This is a genomic window from Halorubrum coriense DSM 10284 (genome assembly GCF_000337035.1).
GTDB classification, from domain to species: Archaea; Halobacteriota; Halobacteria; order Halobacteriales; family Haloferacaceae; genus Halorubrum; species Halorubrum coriense.
Window position 1 is genome coordinate 1 of record NZ_AOJL01000034.1, and the last position, 25,853, is coordinate 25,853.

General features: G+C 70.2%; 30 protein-coding genes. 15 read left to right on the top strand and 15 right to left on the bottom strand.

What is annotated here, in order from left to right:
* Positions 1-149: 149 nt before the first annotated feature.
* The gene (locus C464_RS08385; RefSeq protein WP_006113235.1) at positions 150-1,928 is read left to right on the top strand and encodes a Na(+)/H(+) antiporter subunit D; all 1,779 of its coding nucleotides are present in this window, start codon (positions 150-152) and stop codon (positions 1,926-1,928) included.
* A 42-nt stretch (positions 1,929-1,970) separates the two neighbouring features.
* Here the strand turns inward: C464_RS08385 and C464_RS08390 are convergent, their stop codons facing one another.
* The 3 genes from C464_RS08390 to C464_RS08400 all read right to left on the bottom strand — a co-directional run bounded on the left by C464_RS08390 (position 1,971) and on the right by C464_RS08400 (position 3,739).
* A complete protein-coding gene (locus C464_RS08390) occupies positions 1,971-2,330 on the bottom strand; it encodes a hypothetical protein (RefSeq protein WP_006113236.1) in 360 nt (119 codons plus the stop codon).
* Between the two features lie 118 nt (positions 2,331-2,448).
* Positions 2,449-2,802, bottom strand: coding sequence for a helix-turn-helix transcriptional regulator (locus tag C464_RS08395; RefSeq protein ID WP_006113237.1), 354 nt, complete (start codon positions 2,800-2,802; stop codon positions 2,449-2,451).
* Between the two features lie 118 nt (positions 2,803-2,920).
* A complete protein-coding gene (locus C464_RS08400; protein WP_006113238.1) occupies positions 2,921-3,739 on the bottom strand; it encodes an NRDE family protein in 819 nt (272 codons plus the stop codon).
* A gap of 105 nt (positions 3,740-3,844) precedes the next feature.
* Between C464_RS08400 and C464_RS08405 the strand changes: the two genes are divergently transcribed.
* The 4 genes from C464_RS08405 to C464_RS08420 all read left to right on the top strand — a co-directional run bounded on the left by C464_RS08405 (position 3,845) and on the right by C464_RS08420 (position 6,743).
* A complete protein-coding gene (locus C464_RS08405) occupies positions 3,845-4,915 on the top strand; it encodes a glucose 1-dehydrogenase (protein WP_006113239.1) in 1,071 nt (356 codons plus the stop codon).
* The gene (gene gfcR, locus C464_RS08410; protein ID WP_006113240.1) at positions 4,902-5,534 is read left to right on the top strand and encodes a transcriptional regulator GfcR; all 633 of its coding nucleotides are present in this window, start codon (positions 4,902-4,904) and stop codon (positions 5,532-5,534) included. The genes C464_RS08405 and gfcR overlap by 14 nt, the downstream gene beginning before the upstream one ends.
* A gap of 87 nt (positions 5,535-5,621) precedes the next feature.
* Positions 5,622-5,966, top strand: a complete 345-nt coding sequence (locus C464_RS08415) for a glutaredoxin family protein (RefSeq protein ID WP_006113241.1) — start codon at positions 5,622-5,624, stop codon at positions 5,964-5,966.
* A 207-nt stretch (positions 5,967-6,173) separates the two neighbouring features.
* Complete coding sequence (locus tag C464_RS08420) at positions 6,174-6,743, top strand: DUF7110 family protein (protein ID WP_006113242.1); 570 nt, start codon at positions 6,174-6,176, stop codon at positions 6,741-6,743.
* A 28-nt stretch (positions 6,744-6,771) separates the two neighbouring features.
* Here the strand turns inward: C464_RS08420 and C464_RS08425 are convergent, their stop codons facing one another.
* The gene (locus C464_RS08425) at positions 6,772-8,013 is read right to left on the bottom strand and encodes a trans-sulfuration enzyme family protein (protein ID WP_006113243.1); all 1,242 of its coding nucleotides are present in this window, start codon (positions 8,011-8,013) and stop codon (positions 6,772-6,774) included.
* Between the two features lie 182 nt (positions 8,014-8,195).
* On the opposite strand from C464_RS08425, the gene C464_RS08430 reads away from it, so the two are divergent.
* The gene (locus C464_RS08430; RefSeq protein WP_006113244.1) at positions 8,196-8,912 is read left to right on the top strand and encodes a diphthine--ammonia ligase; all 717 of its coding nucleotides are present in this window, start codon (positions 8,196-8,198) and stop codon (positions 8,910-8,912) included.
* A gap of 36 nt (positions 8,913-8,948) precedes the next feature.
* Here C464_RS08430 and C464_RS08435 read toward each other — a convergent pair whose 3' ends face one another.
* On the bottom strand, positions 8,949-10,202 hold the full coding sequence (locus C464_RS08435; protein WP_006113245.1) for a Glu/Leu/Phe/Val family dehydrogenase: 1,254 nt from the start codon (positions 10,200-10,202) through the stop codon (positions 8,949-8,951).
* Between the two features lie 70 nt (positions 10,203-10,272).
* On the bottom strand, positions 10,273-11,166 hold the full coding sequence (locus tag C464_RS08440) for an HpcH/HpaI aldolase/citrate lyase family protein (protein ID WP_006113246.1): 894 nt from the start codon (positions 11,164-11,166) through the stop codon (positions 10,273-10,275).
* A gap of 487 nt (positions 11,167-11,653) precedes the next feature.
* On the opposite strand from C464_RS08440, the gene C464_RS08445 reads away from it, so the two are divergent.
* Positions 11,654-12,157: a MaoC family dehydratase gene (locus C464_RS08445; protein ID WP_006113248.1), complete on the top strand. Its 504-nt coding sequence runs from the start codon at positions 11,654-11,656 to the stop codon at positions 12,155-12,157.
* Positions 12,158-12,166: 9 nt separating this feature from the next.
* Here the strand turns inward: C464_RS08445 and cyaB are convergent, their stop codons facing one another.
* Positions 12,167-12,769 carry a class IV adenylate cyclase gene (cyaB, locus tag C464_RS08450; protein WP_006113249.1) on the bottom strand — a complete coding sequence of 201 codons (603 nt, stop codon included), beginning with the start codon at positions 12,767-12,769 and terminating at the stop codon, positions 12,167-12,169.
* 199 nt (positions 12,770-12,968) lie between these two features.
* Between cyaB and C464_RS08455 the strand changes: the two genes are divergently transcribed.
* Entirely contained in the window at positions 12,969-13,904 is a 936-nt protein-coding gene (locus C464_RS08455) for an FKBP-type peptidyl-prolyl cis-trans isomerase (protein WP_006113250.1), read from the top strand.
* A 154-nt stretch (positions 13,905-14,058) separates the two neighbouring features.
* Positions 14,059-14,319 carry a hypothetical protein gene (locus C464_RS08460; RefSeq protein ID WP_006113251.1) on the top strand — a complete coding sequence of 87 codons (261 nt, stop codon included), beginning with the start codon at positions 14,059-14,061 and terminating at the stop codon, positions 14,317-14,319.
* Positions 14,320-14,344: 25 nt separating this feature from the next.
* Here C464_RS08460 and C464_RS08465 read toward each other — a convergent pair whose 3' ends face one another.
* The 4 genes from C464_RS08465 to C464_RS08480 form a co-directional block, all read right to left on the bottom strand.
* Complete coding sequence (locus C464_RS08465; protein WP_006113252.1) at positions 14,345-14,965, bottom strand: RAD55 family ATPase; 621 nt, start codon at positions 14,963-14,965, stop codon at positions 14,345-14,347.
* Positions 14,966-15,069: 104 nt separating this feature from the next.
* Complete coding sequence (locus C464_RS08470) at positions 15,070-15,771, bottom strand: nucleotide-binding protein (RefSeq protein WP_006113253.1); 702 nt, start codon at positions 15,769-15,771, stop codon at positions 15,070-15,072.
* A gap of 96 nt (positions 15,772-15,867) precedes the next feature.
* The gene (locus C464_RS08475; RefSeq protein ID WP_006113254.1) at positions 15,868-16,242 is read right to left on the bottom strand and encodes a YlbF family regulator; all 375 of its coding nucleotides are present in this window, start codon (positions 16,240-16,242) and stop codon (positions 15,868-15,870) included.
* A gap of 69 nt (positions 16,243-16,311) precedes the next feature.
* Positions 16,312-16,971 carry an alpha/beta hydrolase gene (locus tag C464_RS08480; RefSeq protein ID WP_006113255.1) on the bottom strand — a complete coding sequence of 220 codons (660 nt, stop codon included), beginning with the start codon at positions 16,969-16,971 and terminating at the stop codon, positions 16,312-16,314.
* 113 nt (positions 16,972-17,084) lie between these two features.
* Here C464_RS08480 and C464_RS08485 point away from each other — a divergent pair, with 113 nt between their 5' ends.
* Positions 17,085-17,780, top strand: a complete 696-nt coding sequence (locus C464_RS08485) for a hypothetical protein (RefSeq protein ID WP_049910985.1) — start codon at positions 17,085-17,087, stop codon at positions 17,778-17,780.
* A gap of 106 nt (positions 17,781-17,886) precedes the next feature.
* A complete protein-coding gene (gene dph2 / locus C464_RS08490; RefSeq protein WP_006113257.1) occupies positions 17,887-18,930 on the top strand; it encodes a diphthamide biosynthesis enzyme Dph2 in 1,044 nt (347 codons plus the stop codon).
* Positions 18,931-18,997: 67 nt separating this feature from the next.
* On the opposite strand, the gene C464_RS08495 is transcribed toward dph2, so the two are convergent.
* Positions 18,998-19,213: a hypothetical protein gene (locus C464_RS08495; protein ID WP_006113258.1), complete on the bottom strand. Its 216-nt coding sequence runs from the start codon at positions 19,211-19,213 to the stop codon at positions 18,998-19,000.
* Positions 19,210-19,410, bottom strand: a complete 201-nt coding sequence (locus C464_RS08500; RefSeq protein ID WP_006113259.1) for a hypothetical protein — start codon at positions 19,408-19,410, stop codon at positions 19,210-19,212. Before C464_RS08500 ends, C464_RS08495 begins: the two co-directional genes overlap by 4 nt.
* 230 nt (positions 19,411-19,640) lie before the next feature.
* Here C464_RS08500 and C464_RS08505 point away from each other — a divergent pair, with 230 nt between their 5' ends.
* Entirely contained in the window at positions 19,641-20,762 is a 1,122-nt protein-coding gene (locus C464_RS08505; protein WP_006113260.1) for a sensor histidine kinase, read from the top strand.
* A gap of 51 nt (positions 20,763-20,813) precedes the next feature.
* Here the strand turns inward: C464_RS08505 and C464_RS08510 are convergent, their stop codons facing one another.
* On the bottom strand, positions 20,814-21,263 hold the full coding sequence (locus C464_RS08510; RefSeq protein WP_049910987.1) for a TIGR00725 family protein: 450 nt from the start codon (positions 21,261-21,263) through the stop codon (positions 20,814-20,816).
* A 135-nt stretch (positions 21,264-21,398) separates the two neighbouring features.
* Between C464_RS08510 and C464_RS08515 the strand changes: the two genes are divergently transcribed.
* The 3 genes from C464_RS08515 (at position 21,399) to C464_RS19210 (ending at position 24,753) form a co-directional block, all read left to right on the top strand.
* On the top strand, positions 21,399-22,055 hold the full coding sequence (locus C464_RS08515) for an HAD family hydrolase (RefSeq protein ID WP_006113262.1): 657 nt from the start codon (positions 21,399-21,401) through the stop codon (positions 22,053-22,055).
* A 112-nt stretch (positions 22,056-22,167) separates the two neighbouring features.
* Positions 22,168-24,522: an ATP-dependent DNA helicase gene (locus C464_RS08520; RefSeq protein ID WP_006113263.1), complete on the top strand. Its 2,355-nt coding sequence runs from the start codon at positions 22,168-22,170 to the stop codon at positions 24,520-24,522.
* Between the two features lie 78 nt (positions 24,523-24,600).
* Entirely contained in the window at positions 24,601-24,753 is a 153-nt protein-coding gene (locus tag C464_RS19210; RefSeq protein ID WP_006113264.1) for a hypothetical protein, read from the top strand.
* Between the two features lie 6 nt (positions 24,754-24,759).
* Here the strand turns inward: C464_RS19210 and C464_RS08525 are convergent.
* Positions 24,760-25,853 (bottom strand): M24 family metallopeptidase (locus C464_RS08525; protein ID WP_006113265.1); only part of this gene is annotated, 1,094 nt, incomplete at its 5' end.

The following is a 25,853-nucleotide window of genomic DNA, read 5'->3' on the forward strand; positions in this document are numbered from 1 at the left end:
ATGTGTATAAGAGACAGGTTCACGCTCGGGCCGATCCTCGCCGCGATGAGCCTCGCGGTGCTGCTCGGCGTGATCCCCTACGAGATGGGCTTCTTGGAGCTGATCGAGCTCATCGTCGACACGCGACTCCCGGAGGGGGTGGTGCGCCCGTGACGGTGCCCACCGACCTTCTCACCTCGATACCGCCGTACGTCCTGATCGCCTTCGCGGCGCTCGCGGTGCTGGCGCTGCCGCGGCGGGCCGGGCACGCGGTCGCCGCGCTGGCGACGGCGTTCACGTTCGTTCAGGCGGTGCTGCTCGGCGACGGCGGGACGGGCGCGCACCTCGCGACGACGTTCCTCGGCTTCGACGTCGTCTTCTTCAACGTCGACCAGTTCTCGCTGCTGATGGGGGTCGTCGTCGGATTCCTCGCCACGGCCGCGGTGCTGTACGCCTACGGCAGCGACGCGCCGACGTGGGTGACCGCGTTCGCGCTGACCTACGTCGCCACGACCGTCGGAACGATCTACGCCGGCGACTGGCTCACCCTGATCTTCTTCTGGGAGCTGATGGCCGTCACCTCGACGCTGCTCGTCTGGCAGCACGGCGGGAAGGCGGTCCGGGCCGGCTACCGCTACGCGCTGTTCCACGGGACCGGCGGGACCATCCTGCTCGCGGCCGTCGTCGTCCACTTCGCGAACGCCGGGACCTTCCTGTTCTCGGCGACGACCGGGATCCACCCGGCGGCGACGGTGCTCGCGGCGGTCGGGATCGGGATCAACTGCGGGTTCATCTTCCTACACTCCTGGCTGCCGGACACCTACCCGCGCCCGCACGTCGCGGCCTCGGTGTTCCTCTCGGTGTTCACGACGAAGACCGCCGCCTACGTGATGTACCGCGCGTTCCCCGAGGGGGGTATGTGGCTCGCGTACCTCGGCGGCTTCATGGCCGTCTACGGCGCGTTCTTCGCGTTGCTCCAGTACGACCCGCGGCGGCTGCTGTCGTACCACATCCAGGCGCAGCTCGGCTACATGCTCGCCGGGTTCGGCCTCGCCACGGCCGTCGGCGAGTTCGCCGTCGTCGGCGGCTTCGCGCACCTGTTCAACAACGTCCTCTACAAGAGCCTCCTCTTCATGGCCGTCGGCGTCGTCGTCTACCGGACCGGCGTCGAGGACATCCGCGAGATGGGTGGCCTCTGGCGCGTGATGCCGGTCACGTTCGTCGTCTACCTCGTCGGCGCGGCCTCGATCACCGCGGTGCCCGGGTTCAACGGGTTCATCTCGAAGGGGATGGTGCTCGACTCCGCGCACGAGGTCCACAACTACGTCCTGCTGCTGGACAGCGGACTGCTCTGGTGGCTGCTCGTCCTCGGCGGCGTGGGGACGTTCATGTCGTTCATCAAGCTCGGCTACTACGTGTTCTTCCACGGGTCGGCGACGCTGACGCCCGACGACGCCACGCCGTTCCAGACGGGCGGCATGGTGTTGGCCGCGGGCGCGTGCGTCTTCTTCGGCGTCTTCTACACCCAGCTGATCGAGCTGATGCCGTTCACGGACTTGATCCTCAGCGACGAGGTGTACTTCAAGCCGTACAGTCAGAGCCACTTGGTCGAGAGCGGAGCGCTGCTGGTCGCCGGCTTCGTCGGCTTCTTCTCGCTGAAGCGCCCGCTCGCTTGGCTCGCGCACCGGATGCCCGACGTCGACGCCGTCCTCTTCCCGGGCGCGTTCTACCTCGGGCGCGGCTCGGTGTGGGGCGTCACCGAGCTGTGGGCCGCCGTCGACCGCGCGACGATGGCGCTCGCGGGCGCGACGATGCGAACCGCGAGCGACCCGCGCGAGACGCTCTCCCGCGCCGGGATCGACGTCGAGATCCGGGCCGGAATCGGCCGGAGCGTGCTGTTCCTGACGCTCGCGGCCGGGATCGCGCTGTTCGCGTTCCTGCTGGTCTGACCGGAGCGGCGGCGCGGCGCTCCGGTCCGGTCTCCGTCGACGTTACTCCGTTCGCTCGTCGACGCGTCTGGCCTGCTCGCTGAGCGTGAGGAACGCCACCGCGCCGAAAAACGCGATCGCGAAGCCGAACACGGCCGCGTCGCCGCTTCCCGCCCCGTGCGCGAACAGGATTGGGGTGACGCTCAGGCCGAAGAGACCGACGCCGTACCCGAGCCTGTCGCTACGCTCGTCGAACCGCGGTGCGGGCGCGAGCAGCGAGACGTCGAACGCGAGGTAGAAGTATGCCGCGCCGACGTAGACGGCGGCCGTTCCGAGTGCGGCCGGGAGCGACGGGACCAGTGCGTACACGGCGGAGCCGGGGAGCAGCCCGACGCCGACCGCGAACTGGAGGGCGCGCTTCATACGGGATCGATCCCGACTCGATCGAGGAAAATGACCGGGCCGTGGCGGTTCGCGGACGCGGATAAAAGCGAGAGAACGGACGAATCGAAGCGGTGCGAGCGGTGTCGGTCGACGGCGGTCAGTACTCCTCGTACGCGAGATTCATCATCCACTGCGAGAAGGCGTCCGCCTGCGCGTCGACCTCCTCCTCGCCGATGAACGGCGAGAGCATGTCGCCCGCCATCAGCAGCGAGAAGTCCAAGTCGCGCGGCGCGGGCTCCAAGTAGTAGGTGTTGTGGCCGTCGTAGACGGTGTCGGACCGCTGGATGAGCCCCGACTCCTCCAACGCTTCGGCGATGCGGCTCCCCTTCCGCGACGAGACGTCGAGCTTCTTCCAGAAGTCGCTCTGGTGGATGCCGCCGGTCTCGCGGATGAGTTCGAGGCCGGCCCGCTCGTCCGCCGACAGGTCGGACTCGATTTCGGACGCGCTCATACTCTCTCACACCTCCCGAATCGCTTAAAACTGGCTTTCCGGGCGGACGTCGAGCCGCCGCGAGAGCGCCGGTTCGTCGGGAGACGACCGCCGGCGCTCGGCAGACCGATCGCCCGGTTTAGACGCCGTCGGTCGCGAACTTCTCGGGGAGGGGAACGCGTTCCGCGGCCGTCTCGCAGGGCGGTCCGTCGGCGTGCGCGACGGCGGGGTCGTCGCCGGTCCGGATCCGCGTGAACGACCGCGTTCCGAAGCCGTCGCCGTGGAGGCACGCGCCGTACTCGTGGTCCGCGAGGAGGCCGCTCGCGCGGTCGAGCCACGACGCGCCCGACTCCCCCGGCTCCGGGACGAGCGCCGCCGCGATCCGCCTGGCGCTGTCGGCGCGTTCGGCACCGAACTCCGCCCGTCGCTCGGGGATCGCGAACCGCTCGCCCCCGTTGATCACGCCGCCGACGTTCCCGACGACGTGGACGCCCGGGTCGAGTCTGGTCACGGCGAGCCCGCCGTCGTACGCGAGCAGGAACGCGCCAAGGGCGTCGGCCAAGACGAGGTTGAACCCGGCGTACGCGCGCTCGTCGAGCTCGCGCTCGACCGCCCGGACCGCCGCCTCGGCGGAGTCGGCCGTCAGGCAGTCGCGGACGAGGAGCCCCCGGGAGCGCTCGCCCTCGCGCTCGGCGTCCGTCCACCGGTTCGTGACCGCGACGACGAGGCCGCCCTCGGAGACGCCGATCCACGTTCCGCCGGCCTCGGCGTCGCGCGGGGCGACGTACCGGACGCCCTCGCGGGAATCGCCGTCGCCGCCGCTCTCGTCGCCCCCGCCGCCACCGCCGCCGCGCACCGCCGGCGGCTCGCTCGGGCGGTCGAGCGCCTCGTCGCGGGTGGCCGCGAGCGCGACGGGCGCGTCCCCGAACGCCCGCCACGCCAGAGTCAGTGTACACACGCCGGCGAGTACGGACGACCGAGTGAAAACTCCACGGGGGATCCGTCGTCCGCGTTTACTCGAAATAAAAGAAATCTTTTGGTGGCTGACCGCTTGAGTCGGGACATGAACGCGATTGCCGTCTACGAGGGAGCCGATGAACCGGTCGTGACGGAGAAGCCGCGACCGGAGCCCGCGCCGGGCGAGGCGCTGGTTCGGACCCTTCGAGTCGGCGTCGACGGGACCGACCACGAGGTCATCGCCGGCGGCCACGGCGCGACGCCCGCGGGCGAGGACCACATCGTGTTGGGCCACGAGGCCGTCGGCGTGATCGAGGACCCGAACGACACGCCGTTCGAGGTCGGTGACGTCGTCGTCCCGACGGTCCGCCGGCCGCCGAACGGCGCGAACGAGTACTTCGCGCGCGGCGAACCGGACATGGCTCCGGACGGCGAGTACCACGAGCGCGGCATCGTCGGCGCGCACGGGTTCATGGCGGAGTACTTCACCAGCCCCGCGGAGTTCTTGGTCGAGATCCCGCCGGCGCTCGCCGAGTGGGGATTCCTCGTCGAGCCGGTCTCGATCGCCGAGAAGGCGATCGAACACGCGTACGCCAGCCGGTCGGCGTTCCACTGGGAGCCGGAGTCCGCGCTCGTGTTGGGGAACGGGTCGCTCGGCCTCCTGACCGTCGCGACCCTCGACGACTCGTTCGACCGGATCTACTGTCTGGGTCGGCGCGAGCGCCCGGACCCGACGATCGACATTATCGAGTCGCTGGGGGCGACGTACGTGAACTCGAACGACACCGCGATCCCCGAGGTCCCCGACGCGCACGAGCCGATGGACTTCGTCTTCGAGGCGACGGGCTACGCGCCCCACGCCTTCGAGACGATCGAGGCGCTCGCCCCGAACGGGGTCGGCGCGCTCCTCGGGGTCCCGGGCGACTGGGAGTTCGAGATCGACGGCGGTCGCCTCCACCGAGAGTTCGTCCTCCACAACAAGGCGCTCGTCGGCAGCGTCAACTCCGGGTACGGGCACTTCGAGTCGGCCGTCGAGTCGCTCGGACGCCTCTCGGAGCCGTTCCTCGACGATCTCGTCACCGGCGTCCACGGGATCGACGAGTTCGAGGCCGCGTTCGCGGATGACGACACGACTATTAAAACGGCGGTCGAATTTGCCGCGTATGAAGAACGTTGACGACCTGATAGACAGCGCTGCCGAGCTCGCCGAGCGGGGCCTTTCGAAGGGGGAAATCGCCGACGAGCTGAACGTCTCGCGGGAGACGGCGAGCTGGCTGGTCGAGCGGGGCGGCGGCTCGGAGGGCGCGGAGACCGCGGGGACGACCGCGTCCGCCGACATCCACGTCGACTGGTCGGCGCTCGGGCGCGACTCCACCCGCCTCGGCTACGCGGCGAGCGCGATGGCGGACCTCTTGGCCAAACAGGGCGAGGCGGTCGACCTGACGGTCGGGATCGAGAAGGCCGGAGCGCCGCTCGCGACCGCGGTCGCCGACCGGCTCGACACCGACCTCGGCACGTACGCCCCCGCGAAACACCAGTGGGAGGAGGGCGACATCGACGAGCACGGTGGCGGCTTCTCGCGGAACTTCGCCGCGATCCGGAACCGCGACTGCTACGTCGTCGACGACATCATCACCTCCGGGACGACGATGCGGGAATCGATCGACGCGATCCGCGAGCAGGGCGGCGAGCCGGTCGCGTGCGTCGTGTTGGTCGACAAGATGGGGTACGACGAGATCGACGGGGTCCCGGTGTACTCGCTCGTCGACGTCGTCCGCGTCGACCGCGAGGAGTAACCCGGAGCCGTTCGGCCGGTCACCGACCGGCCCACTCCGCCGCACCCGTGCGGAACCCATTTGCCTCGGCGACGCGTACCGAGACGTATGACGTTCAGCCCCGAAACGGACGCCGACGCCGAGGAGATCGAACAGCGCGTCGAGGACACGCTCGCCGACAACGACGTGGTACTCTTCATGAAGGGGAACCGCCTGATGCCGCAGTGCGGCTACTCGCAGCGCGCCGTCGAGCTGATCTCTCAGCACGTCGAGGAGTTCGAGACGGTCGACGTGCTGCCCGCGCTCCCGGAGTACCGCGAGGCGCTAGAGTCTCACAGCGGGTGGGAGACGATCCCGCAGACGTTCGTCGACGGCGAGTTCGTCGGCGGCAGCGACGTGCTCGGTGAACTCGACGAACGCGGCGAACTCGCCGCGGAACTGGGCGCAGAGTAACGAGCCGACTCCGGTCCGGGCCCCGCTCGAAGCCGAGATCCGTCCCGGACTCGGCTCGGAGGCGCGAGGCGGATCGCGCCTCCGTCACACCGATCCTCACACTTCGAAGGGCAGTCCATATAAACCCACGGTGCGTATAGAACGTACGTACAGCCGTTGCCGCTGCCGCCGTGACCATCGGTTCGACCCCACCGCACTCCACAAACAATGACAGGCCGCGTGTTCCGACTTCATTCGACGCTCGAACTGCCACTCGAAGACGTAGAGACGTACTTCGACGAAGATCCCGACCTCCCGCCGGAGATCGACGACATCGACATCACGCGTCGAAACAACACACTCATCATCAAGGCCCTGTCCGACGACGAATCGATCAGCAAGTACACGCCCACCGCCCAGCTGAAGGCGTCGGTCACGGAGACCCGCGTCTGGGAGGAAGAGCCCCCGCGCGCCGGCGGCCCGCAGTGGATGGACGACGAGGAGGAGGAGATCCCCTCCGAGCTCGTCGAGTTCGCCTGCTTCAAGGGCGACCGCGAGACCGTCCTCCAGAACTCCGCGCTCCAGTACCCGATGTTCCTCGTGCTCCGGAAGATCGCGACGCTCTCCGAGAAGGGGACACTGACCGCGATCACCGAGGAGGACGGCGATCTCGAGGCGACGCGGATCGTCGAGGGCGAGCCGCGACCCGCCAGCATCGAGGTCGTCGAGAGCCCGCAGGGGGCCGGCGAGGGAGAGGGCGGCGTCAACTGGCGCGACAACGAGTTCATCTCGGACTGAGAGCCGCCCGCCGCGGTGACGCCCGGCGTCAGCGGTCGGCCGACGGCGTCGTCGCACGCCGGTTCATCGCGTCGAACCCGCCTCGTAAATCCCCGATCAGGTCGTCTATCCCTTCGATTCCGACCGAGACGCGAATCAGCGTGTCCGAGATCCCGAGCGCCTCCCGCTCCGCGGGCGAGAGCGGCTCGTGGGTCATCGCGGCCGGCAGTTCGATCAGGCTCTCGACGCCGCCGACGGAGACCGCGAGCGTGAACTCCGTCAGCGCCTCGACGAACCGCTTCGCGTCGGCGATCGTTCCGTCGAGTTCGAACGAGAGGATCCCGCCGAACCCGGACATCTGCTCGCGAGCCAGCTCGTGGTCGGGATGGCTCGGTAACCCCGGGTAGTACACGTCGCTCACCTCCGGCCGGTCGTCGAGGAACTCGGCGACCGCCGTCGCGTTCGCCTCGTGTCTCTCCATCCGGGCAGCGAGCGTCTTGGTGCCGCGCAACACGAGGTAGCTGTCGAACGGACCGCTCACTGCGCCCACGCCGACCTGCTGTAGGAACCGGATCTCCTCGGCCAGCGCGTCGTCGTCGGTGACGATCGCGCCGGCGATGGCGTCTGAGTGTCCGTTGAGGTACTTCGTGGTGCTGTGCGCGACCACGTCGGCGCCCAGTTCGAGCGGGCGCTGGAAGTACGGGCTCGCGAACGTGTTGTCCACGCCGAACAACACGTCTCTGTCCGCGAGCAGGTCGGCGATGCCGGCGATGTCACACAGCGCGAGCCGGGGGTTCGTCGGCGACTCCATCCAGACGACGGCGGTCTCCTCGCGGAGCGCGGCCGCCACGTTCTCCGTGTCCGTCGCGTCGACGTACGTGACGTCGACGCCGAGGCGCGATCGGAAGACGTCGTCGAGCATCCGGCGGGTGCCGGCGTACAGGTCCTCGAAGGCGACGACGTGATCGCCGGGACTCAGGCGCGCGAGCAGCGTCGTGAATATCGCCGCGGTGCCCGAGGCGAACGCGGCCCCGTGACCGCCGCCTTCGAGCGCGGCGATCCGGGTCTCCAAGGTGTGCCGGGTCGGGTTCGACAGCCGGCCGTAGACGAACTCGCCGGCGGCCGGGTCCACGTCCTCCAGTCGCATCTCGGTATCGAGCCCCGGCAGGGCGAACGTCGACGCGAGGTGGATCGGCGAGACGACGTCGCCCGCCTCGCTGGCGCTGCCGAACGGTTCCTCGCCCTCGGAGACGGTGAGCGTCTCGAACGTCGGCTCCGTCTGGTCTTCCATACGTGGGCTCCGACGCACCGTCGCTAATATCTTGTCATTTTTCATTAATAATGGCGGTGCCCCGGATAACCCTCAGGGATACCGGCGCTCGATCGACGAATCACCGCGTCCGGCGCTACGCAGTCGACGCTCGTCAACCGGGGACCGTCGACGATTTAAGCGGGCCGGTCGTTCACTCGCCAATGACCGACGACTGGGTGAGCCTCTTTTCGGGCGGCAAAGACTCCTCGTGGGCACTGTACCGCGCACTGGAGGAGGGGCTCGACGTCTCGCGGCTGTTGACCGTCCACCCCGCCGGCGACTCGTACATGTACCACACGCCGGCGACGGAGCTCGCCTCGCTCGCGGCCGAGAGCGTCGGGATCGACCTCGTGGAGGTGTCTCCCGACGACTTCGGCGCGGGCGACGTGGACGACGCGGGCGCGCAGGGCGACGCCGAACTGGAGCCGATGGAGGCGGCGCTCCGCGAGATAGCCGCCGCGGACGACATCGACCTCGCGGGCGTCACGGCCGGCGCGGTCGAGAGCGAGTTCCAGACGAGCCGGATCCAGGCGATGTGCGACCGGCTCGGGATCGATCTGTTCGCGCCCCTGTGGCAGCGGGACCCGGTCGAACTCGCGGAGGCGATGTTCGACGCCGGCTTCGAGATACGGATCGTTCAGGTGGCGGCGTACGGGCTCGACGAGTCGTGGCTCGGGCGGCGATACGACGCCGACGCGCTCGACGACCTGCTCGCGCTCCGCGAGGAGTACGGCGTCCACCCGCTCGGCGAGGGCGGGGAGTTCGAGACGTACGTCGTGGACGGGCCGCACATGGACCGACGCATCGACCTCACCTACGACGCCGTCTGGGAGGGGGACCGGGGCCACGTCGAGGTCCGGGACGCGACGCTGGAGTGAGTCGGCGCCGACGCTCGAAGCGGCCGAAACCGATCGCTACGGCCAGTTCCCGGCCTGATCGTACGCGTTCACGATCCGACCGATGCCGACGACGTACGCCGCGGTGCGGAGGTTGCGGACCTCGTTCGACTCGTAGGTGTCGACGAGCGTGTCGAACGCCTCCGTGATCACGCGTTCGAGCTCCTCGTTGACGCGCTCCTCGGTCCAGCCGAACCGCTGGCGGTTCTGGACCCACTCGAAGTAGGAGACGGTGACGCCGCCGGCGTTCGCGAGGATGTCGGGGACGACGTGGACGTCGCGCTCGGCGAGGACGTCGTCGGCGTCGGGCGTGAGCGGTCCGTTCGCGGCCTCGACGATCAGGTCCGCCGCGACGTCCGCCGCGAGGTCCCCGTCGACCGCGTTCTCCAGCGCGGCCGGCACGAGGCAGTCGACGTCGAGCGTGAGCAGCTCGTCGTTGGTGACCCCGTCGCTTTCGGGGTAGTCGATCACCGAGCCGGTCTCGGCCTTGTGCGCCTTCACATCCCGTGGATCGAGCCCCTCCGGATCGTGGACCCCGCCGGAGGAGTCGGACACCGCGACCACGCTCGCCCCGAGTTCGTCGAGTAGCTTGGCGGCGACCGACCCGGCGTTGCCGTACCCCTGGACGGCGACCGTCGAACCGGCCAACTCGCGGCCGAGCCAGTCGAACGCCTCGCGGGCCGACAGCGCGACGGAGCGACCGGTCGCCTCGACGCGCCCCTCGCTGCCGCCGGAGTCGAGCGCCTTCCCGGTGATGACGCCGGGGGCGGTCGTGTTCTCTAAGATCTCGTAGGTGTCTTTGATCCAGTTCATCTCCCGCTGGCCGGTGTTGACGTCCGGCGCGGGGATGTCGCGGTCCTCGCCGATCAGCGGCCGCAGTTCGGTCGCGAACGCGCGGGTGATCCGCTCCAGTTCGCGCTCGGAGTAGTCGGCCGGATCGATCGCGATCCCGCCCTTTCCGCCTCCGTACGGCACGTCGACGACGGCGCACTTGTACGCCATCCAGCCGGACAGCGCCTTCACCTCGTCGCGGGTGACCGCCGGGTGATAGCGGATACCGCCCTTGTAGGGGCCGCGGTCGCCGTTGAACTGCGAGCGATAGGCGCGCACGGTCTCCAGCGTGCCGTCGTCGCGCTCGAACGTCAGGTTCGTCTCCAACACCCGTTCCGGGTTCTTCAGGCGCTCGATGACGCCCGGATCGGCGTCGACGACCGCCGCGGCGTCGTCGACCTGCTCTCGCAGACTCTCGAACGGGTTTGCCTCAGAAGACATACTTCCACCTCTGGTGGCCGGTGGTTAACTGTGACGGACGACCCCATAGTGGCCGCGTCCGTCGGCCGGATCAGCGGTCACCGGCGGGCGCGCGGTCGAGGATCCGCTCGGCCTGCGCGATCAGCGGCGCGTCGATCATCTCGCCGTCGACCTGGAAGACGGCCCGCCCCTCCCGTTCCGCCTCGTCGCGGGCGTCGAGGACGGCCGCGGCCCACTCGACGTCCTCCGGGTCCGGCGTGAACGCCTCGGTGATCGGTCCCACCTGCGCCGGGTGGATCGCGAGCTTCCCGTCGTAGCCGAGCCGGCGCGCGAACGCCGCGTCCTCGCGGAGCCCCGCCTCGTCGGAGAAGTCCGTGTACACCGTGTCGACCGCGTCGACGCCGGCCGCGCTCGCCGCGAGGACGACGTGTTCGCGGGCGTACAACACCTCCGTCCCCTCGTCGGTGCGGGTCGCGCCCACGTCGGCGGCGAGGTCCTCCGCGCCGAAGACGACCGCGTCGGTCGCGGGCGTGGCCGCTATCGCCTCGGCCGAGAGGACCCCCGCCGCGGTCTCGACGAGCGCGAACACCGCCGGGTCCCGCCCGCGCTCGGCGCACAGGTCGGCGACGTCGTCGACGCGGTCGGCGCTCTCCACCTTCGGGAGCATCACGGCGTCGAGACGGACGGCGTCTCCCTCACTCGCCGGCTCGCTCTCTGGTTCGGCGTCGCTCTCGGCGTCGCTCCCCAGCACGCCGTCGAGGTCGGCCGCGGGCGACTCGGCGGTCAGCCGGACGCAGACCTCCGCGTCCGGGTCGAAGGCGGGGTCCGCGAGCACCTCGCGGACCGCCGCCCTTGCCTCGTCCTTCCGGCCGGGTACAACGGCGTCTTCGAGGTCGAAACAGATCACGTCGGCGCCGGCTCCGGGGGCCTTCCGCATGAGCTCGGGGCTGTCGCCGGGCGAGAACAGCAGGCTTCGTCTGGCCATGTCGAGGCCTCCCTGCCATCGGACATAAATCGTTGGCGTCTGAGCCGGCCGTATTATAAATAAACGAGGGTGTGGTGGCGCGTGCCGACGAGCGGTCGAAGGCCGCGAGTCGCACGCGCGAGGGAGTCGCTGACTCCCGGAGCGAAGCGGAGGGTGCCAGCGACGAGGTTGGGGAGGTGTGAGGTGCTGTGCTGGGCGGGACTCGAAGGGGCAGCCGCGAGGGCGAACCCCACCGACGTAAGCACCGCAGCGAGCAACGCGAGCGAGGAGCACAACGAGGTGCGCGAGCCCTCGCGGCTGGGGCTTTGGCGGTGGTCGCCGGTGATCCGTAGTAACCCGGACATGACCTCTCAGGTGGAGGTTTGGCGGTGGTCGCCGCCAATCAGATTACTCGTAATCCACCGCTTCGGTTTCGGAGTGAATCACCACGGATGGCTACATGGTTAAGAGCGGTACCGATTTCACGCCGCCGGGCGACGGACGGGCCATGCCCGGACGCTACTACGAGGAGTTCGCGGTCGGCGAGACCATCGATCACGCGAAGCGCCGGACGATCAGCGAGGCCGACAACCAGCGCTTCTGCGACATGACGATGAACCAGCAGCCGCTCCACCTCGACGCCGACTTCGCCGCCGAGACGCAGTTCGGCGGTCGGCTGGTGAACGGCCTGTACACCATGTCGCTCGCGGTCGGGGTCTCGATCCCCGAGACGACCGACGGGACCATCGTCGCGAACCTCTCGTACGACGAGGTCGAACACCCGAACCCGGTGTTCCACGGCGACACGATCCGCGCGCGCTCGACGGTGACTGACAAGCGCGAGACGAGCGACGGCGAGCGCGGCGTCGTCACCATGCGCGTGGAGGCGTTCAAGATCGTCGACGGCGACGACGACGTACTCGTCTGCGAGTTCGAGCGGACGGTGCTCTCCGAGAAGCGGCCGGAAGGAGACGGAGACGCTGAGGGCGACGGCGACGACGACGGAGCGTAGCTCCCGCCGTCAGTCGCTCTCCGCGGCCAACAACAGCCCGAGGTACGAGGTCCGCACCTGATCGCCCGCGTCGAGGCCGAGCCGGTCGAGGGCCTCGACCGCCGCTTCGCGGGTCGCGTCGACCTCGCTCTCGGACTCGACGGGGCGCTCGATCTCGACGTACTCGTCGAGCCCGGCGACGGCGTCGAGCGTCACGGTGAAGCCGTCGTACGACCAGAACTCGCGTCGCTTCTCCACCGTCGCGGCCGGCTCGAAACCGAGCCCCGAGAGGACCGCCGCGAGCGCCTCGCCGTCGTCGACGCCCGTCTCGTGTTCGGCGCGGGTCTTCGAGGCCTCGTCGAGGAGCGGCCCCTTGTAGGTGACCGTCGCCGCGGGTTCCGCGCCGTCCTCCGGCGACCCGTCGCCGTCGGCTGTCGTCGACCCGTCGCCGTCCGACAGCGGGGTCTCGCGTCGGATCCGGAGCGCCTCGTCGGTCTCGGCGAACTCGCGGTGCGGCGCGTCGTAGTAGGTGTCGCGCTGTCGCTTGGCGGCGACGCGCTCGGCTCCGACCTCGCGGAGGCGCTCGCGCGTCGCGTCCAACTCGGCCGGGACCTTGATCTCGACCTCGAACATGCCCGTCGATGCGACCGGGACGCTGATAAGGGGCGCGGGACGCCGGAGGGCCCTCCGGCGAACCGCCGCGGGGTCCCGCGTCGCGCCGCCGCGGCCCCTGCGCGGGCGCGTCGGCCGCCGAACCGCCGCTGTCGCCCGCTCGTCGGCGGGCTTCGGGCCGAACCGTGCTTCTTAAGGGTGTAACAGGTGACCTTCAGGTATGAGCGATCAGGAGCAAGCGGACGCGGCCGAGGAGGCCGAGGAGACCGAGACCGAGACTGACGCCGACGGACTCGAAGACGGCGACTTCGTCCGCGTCGCGTACACGATCCGAACGGCCGACGACGACCGCGTCATCGACACCACCGACGAGGAGACGGCCGAGGACGCCGAGATCGACGTCGACGAGTACGACTTCGAGCCCCGCATCATCGCGCTCGGCGCCGGCCACGTCTTCCCCTCCGTCGAGGAGGCGTTCATCGGCGGTGCCGTCGGCGACGAGGGCACGGTCGACGTCCCCGCCGACGACGCCTTCGGCGAGTACGACCCCGACGAGGTCGAGACGGTCAAGGCCGACAAGATCCCCGAGGACAGCCGCTACCCCGGCGCGCAGGTCCAGATCGACAACCAGCAGGGACACCTCGAGACGATCATCGGCGGCCGCGCCCGCGTCGACTTCAACCACCCGCTCGCCGGCGAGGACCTCGAGTACGAGTACGAGATCCTCGAAGCCATCGACGACCGCGAGGAGCAGGCGGCCGGCATGCTCGGGATGTACCTCCAAGAGGCCCCCGAGGTCCGCATCGAGACGGAGACCGAGGAGGAGGAGACCGTCACCGAGGACGAGGACGGCGAGGAGACCGTCGAGACCGAGGAGGTCGAGAAGGACGTCCTCTACGTCACCGCGACGCAGGCGATGCAGATGAACCAGCAGTGGATGTTCCAGAAACAGCAGATCGCCCAGGACCTGATGGGCCGCCTCGACCTCGACCGCGTGGTCGTCGAGGAGGTCATCGATGGCGGCGGTATGGGCGGTCTCGGCGGCATGATGGGCGGCATGGGCGGCGCCGGTGCCGGCGACGTCGACATCGAGGAGGCGCTCGAGGACGTCGACGTCGACGCCGACGAGATCGTCGACGAGATCGACGACGAGTAACCGACCTCCGTTCTGCCGATTCTCGCTTTTATTGCGCTCCCCTTCCGACAGCGACCGCGCTCGTCAGCGCCGGCTCCGCGCAGCGACCCCGCTCGGGGAGCCGAGCCGACCGCCGAACGGATCGCTTTTGCCCGGCGACGCGCCCACACCGGACATGGAGATCGAACGGGCGCGCGAGGACGCACTCGTCGCCGGGGTCGCGGGCGCGGCGACGGTCGCGGTCGCGCTGCTGTCGAGTTTCACCGGCGTCGTCTCGGTGGCGACGCTCCCGACGCTGGCACCGCTCGCCGTGTACGCGCTGTACCTCTTCTCGCGAAAGGGCGGACCGTACGGCGCGCTCGACACCGCGCGGAACTGGGCGGTCGCGGCGGGTGCGACCGGCGTGGTCGTGGCCCTCGCGTCTGCCGCCCTGTAGGCGCGCGGTCAGAACCCCGGTCGATTCAGGCGATGTCGCGGCTCGTGTCGACGGCGACCGCGTCGGTGAGCTTCAGCTTCAGCGGCTCTTCGAGCGCCGCGCCGCCGCGGAACTTCGGGACGATCAGCCGGTTCGCGATCTCGGTGCCGGTGACGGTGGTCCGGAGGTCGAACACGACGTCGGCGACCTGCTCCGTGACCCGACGGGTCTCCGGGTCCTCGCCGCCGCGAAGCGCGTGGAGCACGGCGACGCCGTCGGCGTCGACGATCCGCGAGCGGACGCCGTCGAGGAACTCCGCGTACGCCGACGGCGACGCGCGTGCCTCCAGCGGCTCCACGGAGTCGACGATCAGCGTCCCGCCGTCGGGGGGGTCGGCGGTCAGCGACGCCGCTCCGTCGAGGTCGCCGCCGTCGTCGATGGCCTCGACGGTCGTCTCCTCGTCCCCGTCGCGGTCGAGCGCCGCCTCTACCGCCGCGGCCGACCGGACGGTCGTCAGGTAGCGACACTCCCGGGCCCGGGCGAACCGGTTCAAGATGAGCTCGGACTGGCTGTCGGGAGCGGCCTTCAGCACGACGACGCTACCGCTCGGGATCCCGCCGCCGAACTGTCGGTCCAGCGCCGAGATTCCGGTCGGGAGCGTCTCCATACGATCGCTGCCGCCCGTGGAGGTTTGGGTCTGTCGGTGGCGGCCTTCTCGACCGGGCGAGACGCCGCCCGCCGTCGTCTCCGCGCCGGCTCGTCTCCCGATCCTCACGCGACCTGCCACCCCGTCCCCGCCGCCGTCTCACCGAGCCGCCGGGCGAGGTCGTCGTACGCGCTCCGGACGTCCGGGTCGGCCAGCGGGGCCGCCCCGCCGTCCGGGACCGCACCGAGGACCGGACAGCCGAGCAGCGTCCCCACTCGGTCCGGCACGCTCGTCTCACCGATCACGACGACCCCGATCGGCGGACAGTCGAGCCGACGGGCGATCGCCGCCGTCTTCGCGGCGTCGCGGAGCGCGGCCCGCCTGAGCGGCGTCGCGATCAGCGCGCAGTCGGCCGATCGCAGGGGGGCGGCGACGTCCGGCGACGCCCCGGCCGGGCTGTCGAGCAACACCGGTGTGCCCTCCGGGGCCGCCCCCGCGAGCGCGTCGAAGGTCGCACCGGCGTCGACCGACCGCGGGTCGTCCGGCGCGGCGAGAACGGTCGGCGCGGCGCGATCGACGGCTATCCGAGCGGTCCCCCGAACGGCGTCGAGGACGGTGCCCGCGTCGCTCCCGCCGGCCTCCGCGCCCCGACGGGCCTCTCGACCGACGTCGGAGTCCGTCTCGGCGGCCAGCCGGGCGAGGTTCGGGAGGTCCCAGTCGGCGTCGGCCGCGACGACCGGCGCGCCGCGCCGCGAGAGCGCGCGGGCGAGCCCGAGGGTGGTCGTGGTCTTTCCGCTTCCGCCCTTGCCGCCGGCAACGGCTATCACGGCGGGAGTGCGTCGGTATCGCTGAAAAAGGGTCGCTCGGGGTCACCGCGCGGCGCGGTCTCGGACTCGCGGAGCTCCGCGGCGGTCGGCCGCGGGTCAGTCCTGACAGCAGCCGCCGGCTTCGCCGCCGAAGTCGACGGCGAGCGGCTCCGAAATGGCCTCGTTGATCGCTTCGAGGGTCTCCCCGAGTTCGTCTTGCGCGTCGAGGTACTCGCTCATCACCGGCATCGAGTGGAGCTCGTCTTGGGCCTCCTGGACGCGTTGGAGTTCGGCGTTCGTCGCCTGTCCGGTCTGGCGGGCCTGCATGAACTCCGCGCGCAGCTGCTCGAACTCGTCGATCTGCTCTTGGACCGCCTCGTCGCGCTGGACCGCGGCTCTCGCCTCCTCGAAGCGCTCGTACTCCGGGGTTTCGGCGATCCGCTCGCCGAGCTCTCGGCCGAGGTCCTCGATAGAGACCTGTTCGACGCTCATAGCCGCACATCGTCTCCGAGCGGTTTGAACCTGCCGGAGCCGGGGCTCGACTGCGGCTTTCGTCGTCCGCTACGCCGTTCGGGACGCGACGAACTCGACGACTGCGTCGAGCTCCTGCGGACCGATGCCGTGGCCGCCCGGGAAGCTCCCGCTCGTGACGGCCGCGTCGAGGGCTTCGATCCGATCGATCGCCGCGTCCGTCCGCGACTGGGATATCACGCGGTCGCCGGCTCCGGCACCGACGAAGACCGGCTTGCCCTCGATCCCGTCCGGGTCGAGATCGGCGTGCGATTCCGCGAGGTACCCGTGGAGCGCGACGACCCACGCGTAGCGGTCCGGGTCCTCCAAGAGGAGCGAGAGGCTCGCGATCGCCCCCTGACTGAATCCGAGCAGGCCGATCCGGTCGGCGTCGAGTCCGTACGCGTCGACCGCGGCCTCGACGCTCTCGACGATCAGGTCGAGGCTGCGGCGGAAGTCCGCCGCGTCCGGCTGACTCGACTCCAGCCCGCCCGCCGAGAGGTCGAGTTCGTACCACGTGTACCCGCCCTGAAGCGGGTCGGGGGCGCGGAGGCTGACGACGTGGAGCCCGTCCGGCAGTTCGGCGGCGACCGGCAACAGGTCTTCCTCGTCGGCTCCGCGGCCGTGGAGCACGAAGACGGCGGGCGCGGGGGCGCCGTCGGCCCCCTCGTCCGGGGCGACGTGAACGTGTTCGAGCGGAATATCGGTCATCTGTGCCGGGTTGGCGAGGGCGGCTGTTAGGTTCGTCGGCCGCGGCAGCGACTCGCGCCGGCGTCTCCCACGCGGCCCGTGGATTCTAGTGGGCCCCCGTCTTCGCCCCCGATATGGGCCCTCGCAGCCCCTCCGCAGTGGCAGCGCTCCTCCTCCTCGCGACCGCCGGGTTCGCCTCAGCGCCGGTCGACGCCCGAGCGCCGCCGACCCCCGTATGCGGCGTCTGCGACCTCGATCAACCGACGCCGAGCGGCGAGCGCGTGACCGCCGGCGAGAGCTCGCTCACGGTCACCGTCCACGCGAACGAGTCGACGACCTGGCGGGCGCGCGCTCGGCTCGCGACCGGTGCGGACGCCCTCGCGGCGAACGACACCCTCCGACGCGCGGTCGCGGTCGAGGCCGCCGGGGACGGCATCGCGTCCCCGAGTGACGTCGACGCCCGCCTCGACGGCGAGGCGCTCGCGGTCGAGTACCGCGACCCGGACGCCGCGCGGCGGTCCCTCGGGGCCGTCGTCTTCACGCCGCTGACGCCGGCCTCGCCGGACATGCCGATGGTCTCCGGCGGCGAGGGAACCCGGTACCTCGCCGCCGACAGACTGACCGTGCGGGCCGGTCCGGGTCTCGACGTCCGCGGATCGGCTCTGGCGAGTCCGTCCGACGACGGTCTGGTCTGGACTTCGAACGCGACCGGCGACGCGGCCCGCCCGTCGCTCGGCGTCGAATCGGACCCCGTCGCGGTCCCCGAGGGCGCGGTGGCTCCCGGCGTCCGCGCGTGGGTCGCGAGGCTGCTTGTCGGAAACGCGCTCTGAGGCCGACGGTCGCCACGAGCGGACCGAGCGGGCGCTTCGGTCCGCCGTCCGAGCGATCCGTGGTCGAACGCGTCGTTTAACCGTCCTGCCGCACAACTCGGGCCATATGAGCGGCTCTACGGAGGGCGACCTGACGAAGACGGGGATGGCCCTCAAACACGACCGCGAGTGGGACTACGAACTCGATCGGATCCTCGACGCCATCGAGGAGCGCGACGCCTCGAAGGTCGGCTTACAGTTCCCCGAGGGACTCAAGCGCCGCGGCCCGAAGGTCGCGGACGACCTCCGCGAGGTCGCCCCCGACGACGTCACCTTCATGCTCTCCGGGCAGCCCTGTTACGGGGCCTGCGACCTCGATACGTACCTGATGCGCCGGACGGACGTGTTCGTCCACTTCGGTCACACGCCGATGAAGGAGTCCGACAGCATCGTCTACGTCCCGCTGTTCTCGAACGTCGACCCGTTCCCGATCATGGAGGACGCGCTGGACGAGGAGGTCGCGTCGCCGGAGGAGGACGCCGACGTGGGCCTCGTCACGACGGCCCAGCACATGAACCGGTTCGAGGAGATGACCGACTGGTTGGAGGAGCGCGGCTACGAGGTCCACACCCGCCGGGGCGACGACCGCCTCACGAAGGAGGGGCAGGTGCTCGGCTGTAACTACGCCTCCGCGGACATCGACGCCGAGCAGGTGCTGTACGTCGGCGGCGGGAAGTTCCACCCGGTCGGGCTCGCCATGGAGCACCCGGACAAGCGCGTTGTCATCGCCGACCCCGTCAACAACGCCGTCTCGGTCGCCGAGCACGACCAGTTCCTCAAGCAGCGCTACGCCTCGGTCCACAAGGCGATGGACGCCGAGAAGTGGGGGGTCATCTTCTGTACGAAGATCGGGCAGGGCCGCTGGGAGAAGGCCCAAGAGATCGTCGACGAGAACGACAACGCCTACCTGATCACGATGGACGAGGTGACGCCGGACCGCCTGCGGAACTTCGACATGGACGCGTTCGTCAACACCGGCTGCCCGCGGATCACGACCGACGACGGGCCCCGGTTCCACAAGCCGATGCTGACGCCCGGCGAGTACGAGGCCGCGATCGGCGAGAAGCCGCTCGACTCCATCGAGTTCGACACGTTCCACGACACCTGGTAGCGCGTCTCGCGCTGCGGGGAACGGCCGAGAGAGGCCGCCTTTGGTCGTTCTCGGACCGCATCTGGCGTCACTTCCCGTTCGGCGGGTGCCAGAACAGCCCGTCGATCACGAGACCCCCGGCCGCGAGCGACGCGCCCGCGACGGGGATCGTGTAATCGGCCGCCAGAAGCGACCCGAGGGCGTACACGGCGCAGAACGCGAGCGGGATCGCGAGGAGGACGAGGTCGGCGCGGTCGACCCCCTCGACGACCGTGCCCGCCGACCCGCGGTGGCTCCCGCTCATTCCATGTACCCGAGGTCCCGGAGCTTCTGTGCGATCTGTTTCGCCTCCGCCTCGGAGACACCGTCGTCGGACTCCATCTCCTGAACGACGACGTGTTTCACGAACTCCTTGACCGAGCCGAACGGCTCGTCTTCGATGTACGCCTCCACGTCCGCGACGAACTCCTTGCGCAGCGATATCGTGGTGTACTCGCTCATTACCCGATCCGTCTCGCTCCCCACTGATAAAATTTAATTACATCTAATTACTACCGCTCGCGGCCCGACGCGCCCGATCGGCCGGCGCTCGTCGGGGGTCACGTCGCGAGCGAACGCCTCCCCCGGTGAGCCGCGAACGGCTCGGAACCCGGGAACGGCGTCTCCGACCGGCGCGCCCCAACAACGTTTATGAGCCGAGCGGTCGGGCGTTGAGGAAAGGGTCCTCCGTGATGTCCACTCTCAGCGGTTCGATCGCCGTCGTCCTCGCCGCGGGGACGCTCGACCGAGCGACGCGGCTGGCGGACGCGTTGGAGCGCGACGACGACCGCCTCGCCGTCGAGCCTGTCGAGGGAGTCGACGCGGCCCTAGAGGTCCTGCGCGACTCGCCCGTCGACTGTCTGGTCGCGGTCGGCGCCCCCGGGGAACCGACCGGTCTCCCCGTCGTCTCGGCGGCCCGCGACCGGCACCCGAGCCTCCCGATCGTGTTCTGCCCCGACGAGTCGCTCGACGCGCCCGGCGTGTCGGCGGCGTTCGAGGCGGGGGCCACCGACGTCGCGAGGGCGCGTCCCGACTCGGACCGAACCCCGGTTCTCGTCCGCCGGATATCGAACGCCGTCGCGTCCGCGCGCGCCGTCGCGGAGGCGGAGCGACAGCGCGCCCGGTTCGAGGAGTTCGTTCAGGGTGTCTCTCACGACCTGCGGAGCCCGCTCAACGTCGCACAGGGACGGCTCGCGATGGCACAGAGCGAGGGCGGCGTCGGACACGTCGACGACGCGGCGTCCGCGGTCGATCGGACGCTCGAACTGCTCTCCGACCTGTTGACGCTCGCGGAACAGGGCGAGAAGCCGGAAGATCTCGAACCGGTCGAACTGGCTGCGCTCGCCGACGAGTGCTGGGCGAACGTCGCGACCGGTGAGGCGACGCTCGTCGTCGACAGCGACGAGCGGATCCTCGCGGACGGCGGGCGGCTGAAGCGGCTGTTGGAGAACCTGTTCCGGAACAGCGTGGAACACGGTTCCACGGGCAGCCGGGCGAAGCCCGGCGACGCGGTCGAACACGGCGGAGGCGACGTGACCGTCGTCGTCGGCGACATCTCCCCGATGTACACGTCGACGCGCGCCGGCGCGGTCCTGCCGTCCGGATTCTTCGTGGCGGACGACGGCCCGGGCATCCCGCCGGAAGAGCACGACCGCGTGTTCGAGGTGGGGTACACGACGGACCCGAACGGGACCGGCTTCGGACTGAACATCGTCCGTGAGGTCGCGAGGGCACACGGGTGGGACGTCTCCGTCTCCGAGGGGCCTCGGGGCGGCGCTCGGTTCGACGTGACCGGGGTCGAGACTGACGGATGACCGCGGTCGAGGACGGCGGACGACCGGAGTCGAGACGACGGGGGACGGGGATCAGTCGAGTCCCGCGGCTCGCTCCACGTACTCCACCGCCGCCGCCGGCGAGCCGACGGCCTCCACGCCCTCGACGTCGTGCGTGTCGAGCCCGGCCACCGGACGGCCTTGCGCCAGCGCGAGCCCAATCTCGGACAGCGTACCGCTCCCCCCGTCGACCGCCACCGCGGCGTCGCCGTTCATGACGACGAGGGCGTTGCGGGCGTGGCCGAGCCCCGTCGCGACCGGGACCGTGACGTGGGGGTTCGCGTCGCGCCGATCGCTCGTCGGGAGGATCCCGATCGTCTCGCCGTCGCGCGACCGGGCACCGCGACAGACCGCCGCCATGACCCCACCGAGACCGCCACAGACCACGACGTGACCCCGCTCTGCGAGCCGCTCGCCGAGGGCCTCCGCGACGGCCGCCGTCTCCGAACCGATCGAACTCCCGCCGATGACGCTGACGCGCATGGCTCGTCGGTGGACGCGATCGGAATAAAACCGGTCGGTCGCGGCCGAGAACCGTCCGGAGACGCCGTCTCGTCCGATTCTCGTCGTCGAGACGCTCACTGAAACCCTTATCCCTGCCGGCCGTGAATGGAGGCTATGACGTACGATACCGTCGTGTTCGACAACGACGGTGTCCTCGTGGGCCGCACGCGCTTCGACGTGCTCCGGGATGCGACCCGGAACGCGTTCGAGGAGTGCGGCGTCGAGGAGCCCGATCCGGACGACGTAGAGCAGATGACCATCGGTGCGACCCCCGGCAGCGTCGGCACCGTCTGTCAGACGTACGACCTCGATCCGGGGTCGTTCTGGCGGACGCGCGACGACGTGGTGTCGCGGGCCCAACAGCACGAGGCCCGTCAGGGCCGCAAGACGCCGTACGACGACCTCGACGAGCTCCAGGACCTCGACGTGCAGATGGGGATCGTCTCGTCGAACCAGCAGGCGACCGTCGACTTCCTCGTCGACCACTTCGACGGGTTCGACCGCATGGGCGCCGCGTACGGCCGCGAGCCGACGATCCACTCGCTTCAGCTCCGCAAGCCGAACCCGCACTACATCGAGCAGGCGCTCGGCGACCTCGACGCGGGGAACGCCCTGTTCGTCGGCGACAACGAGTCGGACGTCCGCGCGGCGGAAAACGCCGGCATCGACTCGGCGTTCATCCGTCGCCCCCACCGCCGGGACTGGGACCTGAACGTCTGGCCGACCTGGGAGATCGACCAGCTCTCCGACCTCCACGACATCGTGGGGTGAGGCCGTCTCGTCCCCGTTCGCCGAGCCACCGCCAGCGGCGCGTCTGCGCGGGTAACGGCCGCCCGCGACCGGCGATGAAGCGTTTAAATCGCATGGGGCGTAACTCGCTCTCGTGACCGACTCGCCCCCGTGGGCCGACTTCTTCGGCCACCCCGAACCGTATCCCGAGCAGGCCGACGGCATCGACGCCGCCGTCGACGCCGCCGCGGACGGCGGCTTCCTCGCGCTCGAGGGCGCTTGCGGGACGGGAAAGACGATGCTCGCGCTCACCGCCGGCCTCGACCGCGTCCGCGACCCGGACTCGGCGTTCGAGCGCGTCTTCGTCCTCACCAGCGTCAAACAGCAGCTGCGCCAGTTCGAGACGGACCTCCGGACGGTGAACGAGAACCTCCCGAGCGACTACGACCCCGTCTCCGGCCTCACCCTCGTCGGGAAGGCCGACGTCTGTCCGTACGCCCGGGAGAACCGCGGCGGCATCGACCGCGAGAACGTCTACGAGCGCTGCGAGGGGCTCCGCGAGCGGACCCGGAACCTCGTCGGCGACGGCGGGGCGACGACGACTTCGAACCTCGTGAGCGAGGCCCGGAGCCAGCAGGTCGGGCTCATGGACTCCGGCGCCGACGCGAGCGATGCGCCCGACGCCGACTACCTCTCCGTCGACGGCGAGCCGACGCCGTACCGCCCGGACACCGAGGAGTACGACGACGTCGAGTTCTGTCCGTTCTACGCCGGCTTCCTCGACGACCTGCCGGAAGACGGCGACCCCGCCGAGGCGGTCCCGTTCGACGTGACCGAACTCGGCCACGTGGGCGCCGACGAGCTCGTCCGGCTCGCGGCGGGTCACGGCTCGTGTCCGCACTCGATCATGGGCGCGCTCGTGCCGGAGGTCGAGGTCGTCATCGGCAACTACTACCACGCGTTCGACCCCGTGACGACGGGGACATTCACCGGCGCGCTCTTGGACGACTCGACGTTCGTCGTCTGCGACGAGGCGCACATGCTCGAACCGCGCGTGCGGGACCTCGTGAGCGACGCGGTCGCGGACGCGAGCCTCCGCGACGCGGAGAACGAGCTCACCCGCGTCGTCCAGCCGCTCTCGTTCGAGTCGGCGGGCGCGGAGTCGGACGACGCCGCCTTGGTCCGCGGCGAACTGGAGGACGCCGACGTGACGGTCGAGGAGATCGAGGCGGTCAGGGAGTTCTACGCCGACCTCCGCGGCGAACTCGACCGCCGCGTGACCGCGCACCTCGACCGCGAGCACCCGGACTGGCGCGCGTCGATGCGCGAGCTCGACGACGACGAGATCCCCCTGCGCGACCCCGAGGAGCCGGGCGAAGACGCGATCACCGAGTGGGCCGACGGCGAGGGGCACGGCGAGCGCGTCTGGGCGCGCGCCGAACAGGTCGGCGCGGTCGTCAAGCGCGTCCTCGACACGCTGGAGGACGAGGACAAACAGCGCGCGGCTCCGGGGGTCGGCCGCACACTCAACGCCTGGTATCGCGAGGGGCACACCGACTTCTTCCGCGCGATCGAACTCGAACGCACCTTCGACGAGACGGAGCCGCCGGACTCGTGGCGGCGCGCGTACAACGCCCGCCTTGCGCTCCACAACTGCCTCCCGAGCGAACCGATCGGCGACCGACTCGCCGAGTTCGGCGGCGGCGTCCTCATGAGCGCGACGCTGGAGCCCATGGACCTGTTCCGCGAGGTGACCGGGCTCGACCACCTCGCCGAGCGCGGCCGCCCGGTCGTCGAGCGGACGTACGGGCTCTCCTTCCCGGACGAGAACCGCGCGAGCCTCGCCGTCGACGCGCCGAAGTTCACCCACCAGAACCGCGGCGCGCCGGGCGAGGAGAACCCCACGCGGCTCGCGCACCTCGACGCGACGGCCGCGGTCGCGCGCCGCGAGGGCAACGTCCTCGTCGGCACCCCGAGCTACGCGGAGGCGACGTGGATGGCCGAGTCGCTCTCGGAGCGGCTGGACAAGCCGGTGCTCTTAGACGAGTCCTCCGGCGACCGCGAGACCGAGTCGCTGAAGGACGACTTCTTCGCCGGCGACGGGAAGGTGCTCGTGACGAGCCTCCGCGGCACCCTCACGGAGGGCGTCGACTACCGCGGCGACCGGCTCTCGGCGGCCGTCGTCTGCGGCGTCCCGATCATCAACACGGCGCGACCGCAGACGCGGGCGGTAATCACCGCCTACGACCGCCGGTTCGAGTCCGGCTTCGAGACGGCGCTCACCGTTCCCGCGGTTCGGAAGGCCCGGCAGGCGGTCGGCCGCGTCATCCGCGGGCCGGACGAGCGCGGCGTCCGCGTCCTGCTCGACGCCCGGTACGCCCGAGACTCGTGGAACGCGGTCCGGGAGTACCTCCCCGAACACGAGCGCGAGGAGTACCAACCGGTGAGCCCGGACATGCTGGAGGTCGCGCTCGACCGGTTCGAATCGCGGCGTCCGACGTCGCGGTGACGCGATCGCGCGGTAGCATCGCGCTGCCGGGTCGGTATGCTGCTCGTAACTATTCCTCTGGAAGGAGTAAAAAAGCGCATGGAGAGTTCATCTCGCACCGAACGATACCACCTCGTCTGTCGCGAGTGTTCGCTCGAACGACTGTATCACGCCGCGAACGACGCGGACGCCCGCAGCCGCGATCACGCCGCCGACACCGGCCACCGGGTCGTCGTCGACCGGATCACGTAGCCGGGCTCAGACGACGTTCGAGTCGATTTCGCGCGGGAAGTTGGTGAGTTGCTCAGTTCCCGACTCGGTGATCGCCACCGTGTCGGAGTGCCGGTAGCCGTACTCGTCGGTGTAGAGCCCCGGTTCGATCGTGTACACGTGGCCGGGCTCCATTACGGCGTCGTCGCCGCCGTAGCGCTCGTCCCAGCCGCGGTCGATGTACGGCGGCTCGTGCGCGCCGAGCCCGATGTTGTGGCCGACGTGGTGTTGCGCCAGCTCGGTCACGCCCTGTTCCTCGAAGTAGTCCCAGACGACCCGATCCACCTCGGCGACCGGCACGCCGGGCCCCAAGGCGTCGATGGCGAGCGTCTGCGCCTCCAGCATGAGCTCGAAGTAGTGCTCCTGCTCGTCGGTATAGTCGCCGACGAACATCGTCCGCTCTAACTCCGAGCGGTAGCCGTCGACGTTGGCGGTCGCGCCGGTGACGAGCACGTCGCCCTCGGAGAGCCGCTCGTTCGGGGTGTGGCCGTGCGGCAGCGCGGTCTCCTCGCCGGAGATGTAGCCGGCGTGAACCGGGCCGTCGCCGCGGACGCGGACGCTGTAGGCGTCCCCGAGCGTGTCGAGCATGGCTCGCGACGCCTCCGTGGACGCGCGCTGCGAGACCGTCGCCGGGTGCGCGCCGGGCTCGGAGAAGTCGGCGAGGTAGCGGTGGCCGAGGTTCGCCCACTTCGCGGACTCGCGGATCAGGTCGACCTCCGCGTCGGACTTCGCCCAGCGCATTCGGTCGACCCACGACTGCGTGTCGACATCGAGGAACTCGGAGAACGCGGGCCCCTCGTACCCCATCACCCCCGGTGGGCCGTCCGCGTCGGCGGCGATCGCGTCGGCGTCGAGGCCGTTCAGCATCTCGACGGCGACCGAGACGGGCTCGCCGCCGGGGTAGTCGAAGTAGTCGTGGACGGCGTCGATCCGCGGGTTCGGGGAGACGCGCTCGACTTCGAGCCGCGGGACGGTGATCTCGACGCGGTCGTCGGTCACCGCGAGGACGACCGGGCGCTCCGTCTGGATGTGGTGGAAGCCGGTGAGGTACTCGATCGAGGTCTGTCTCTTATACACATCTC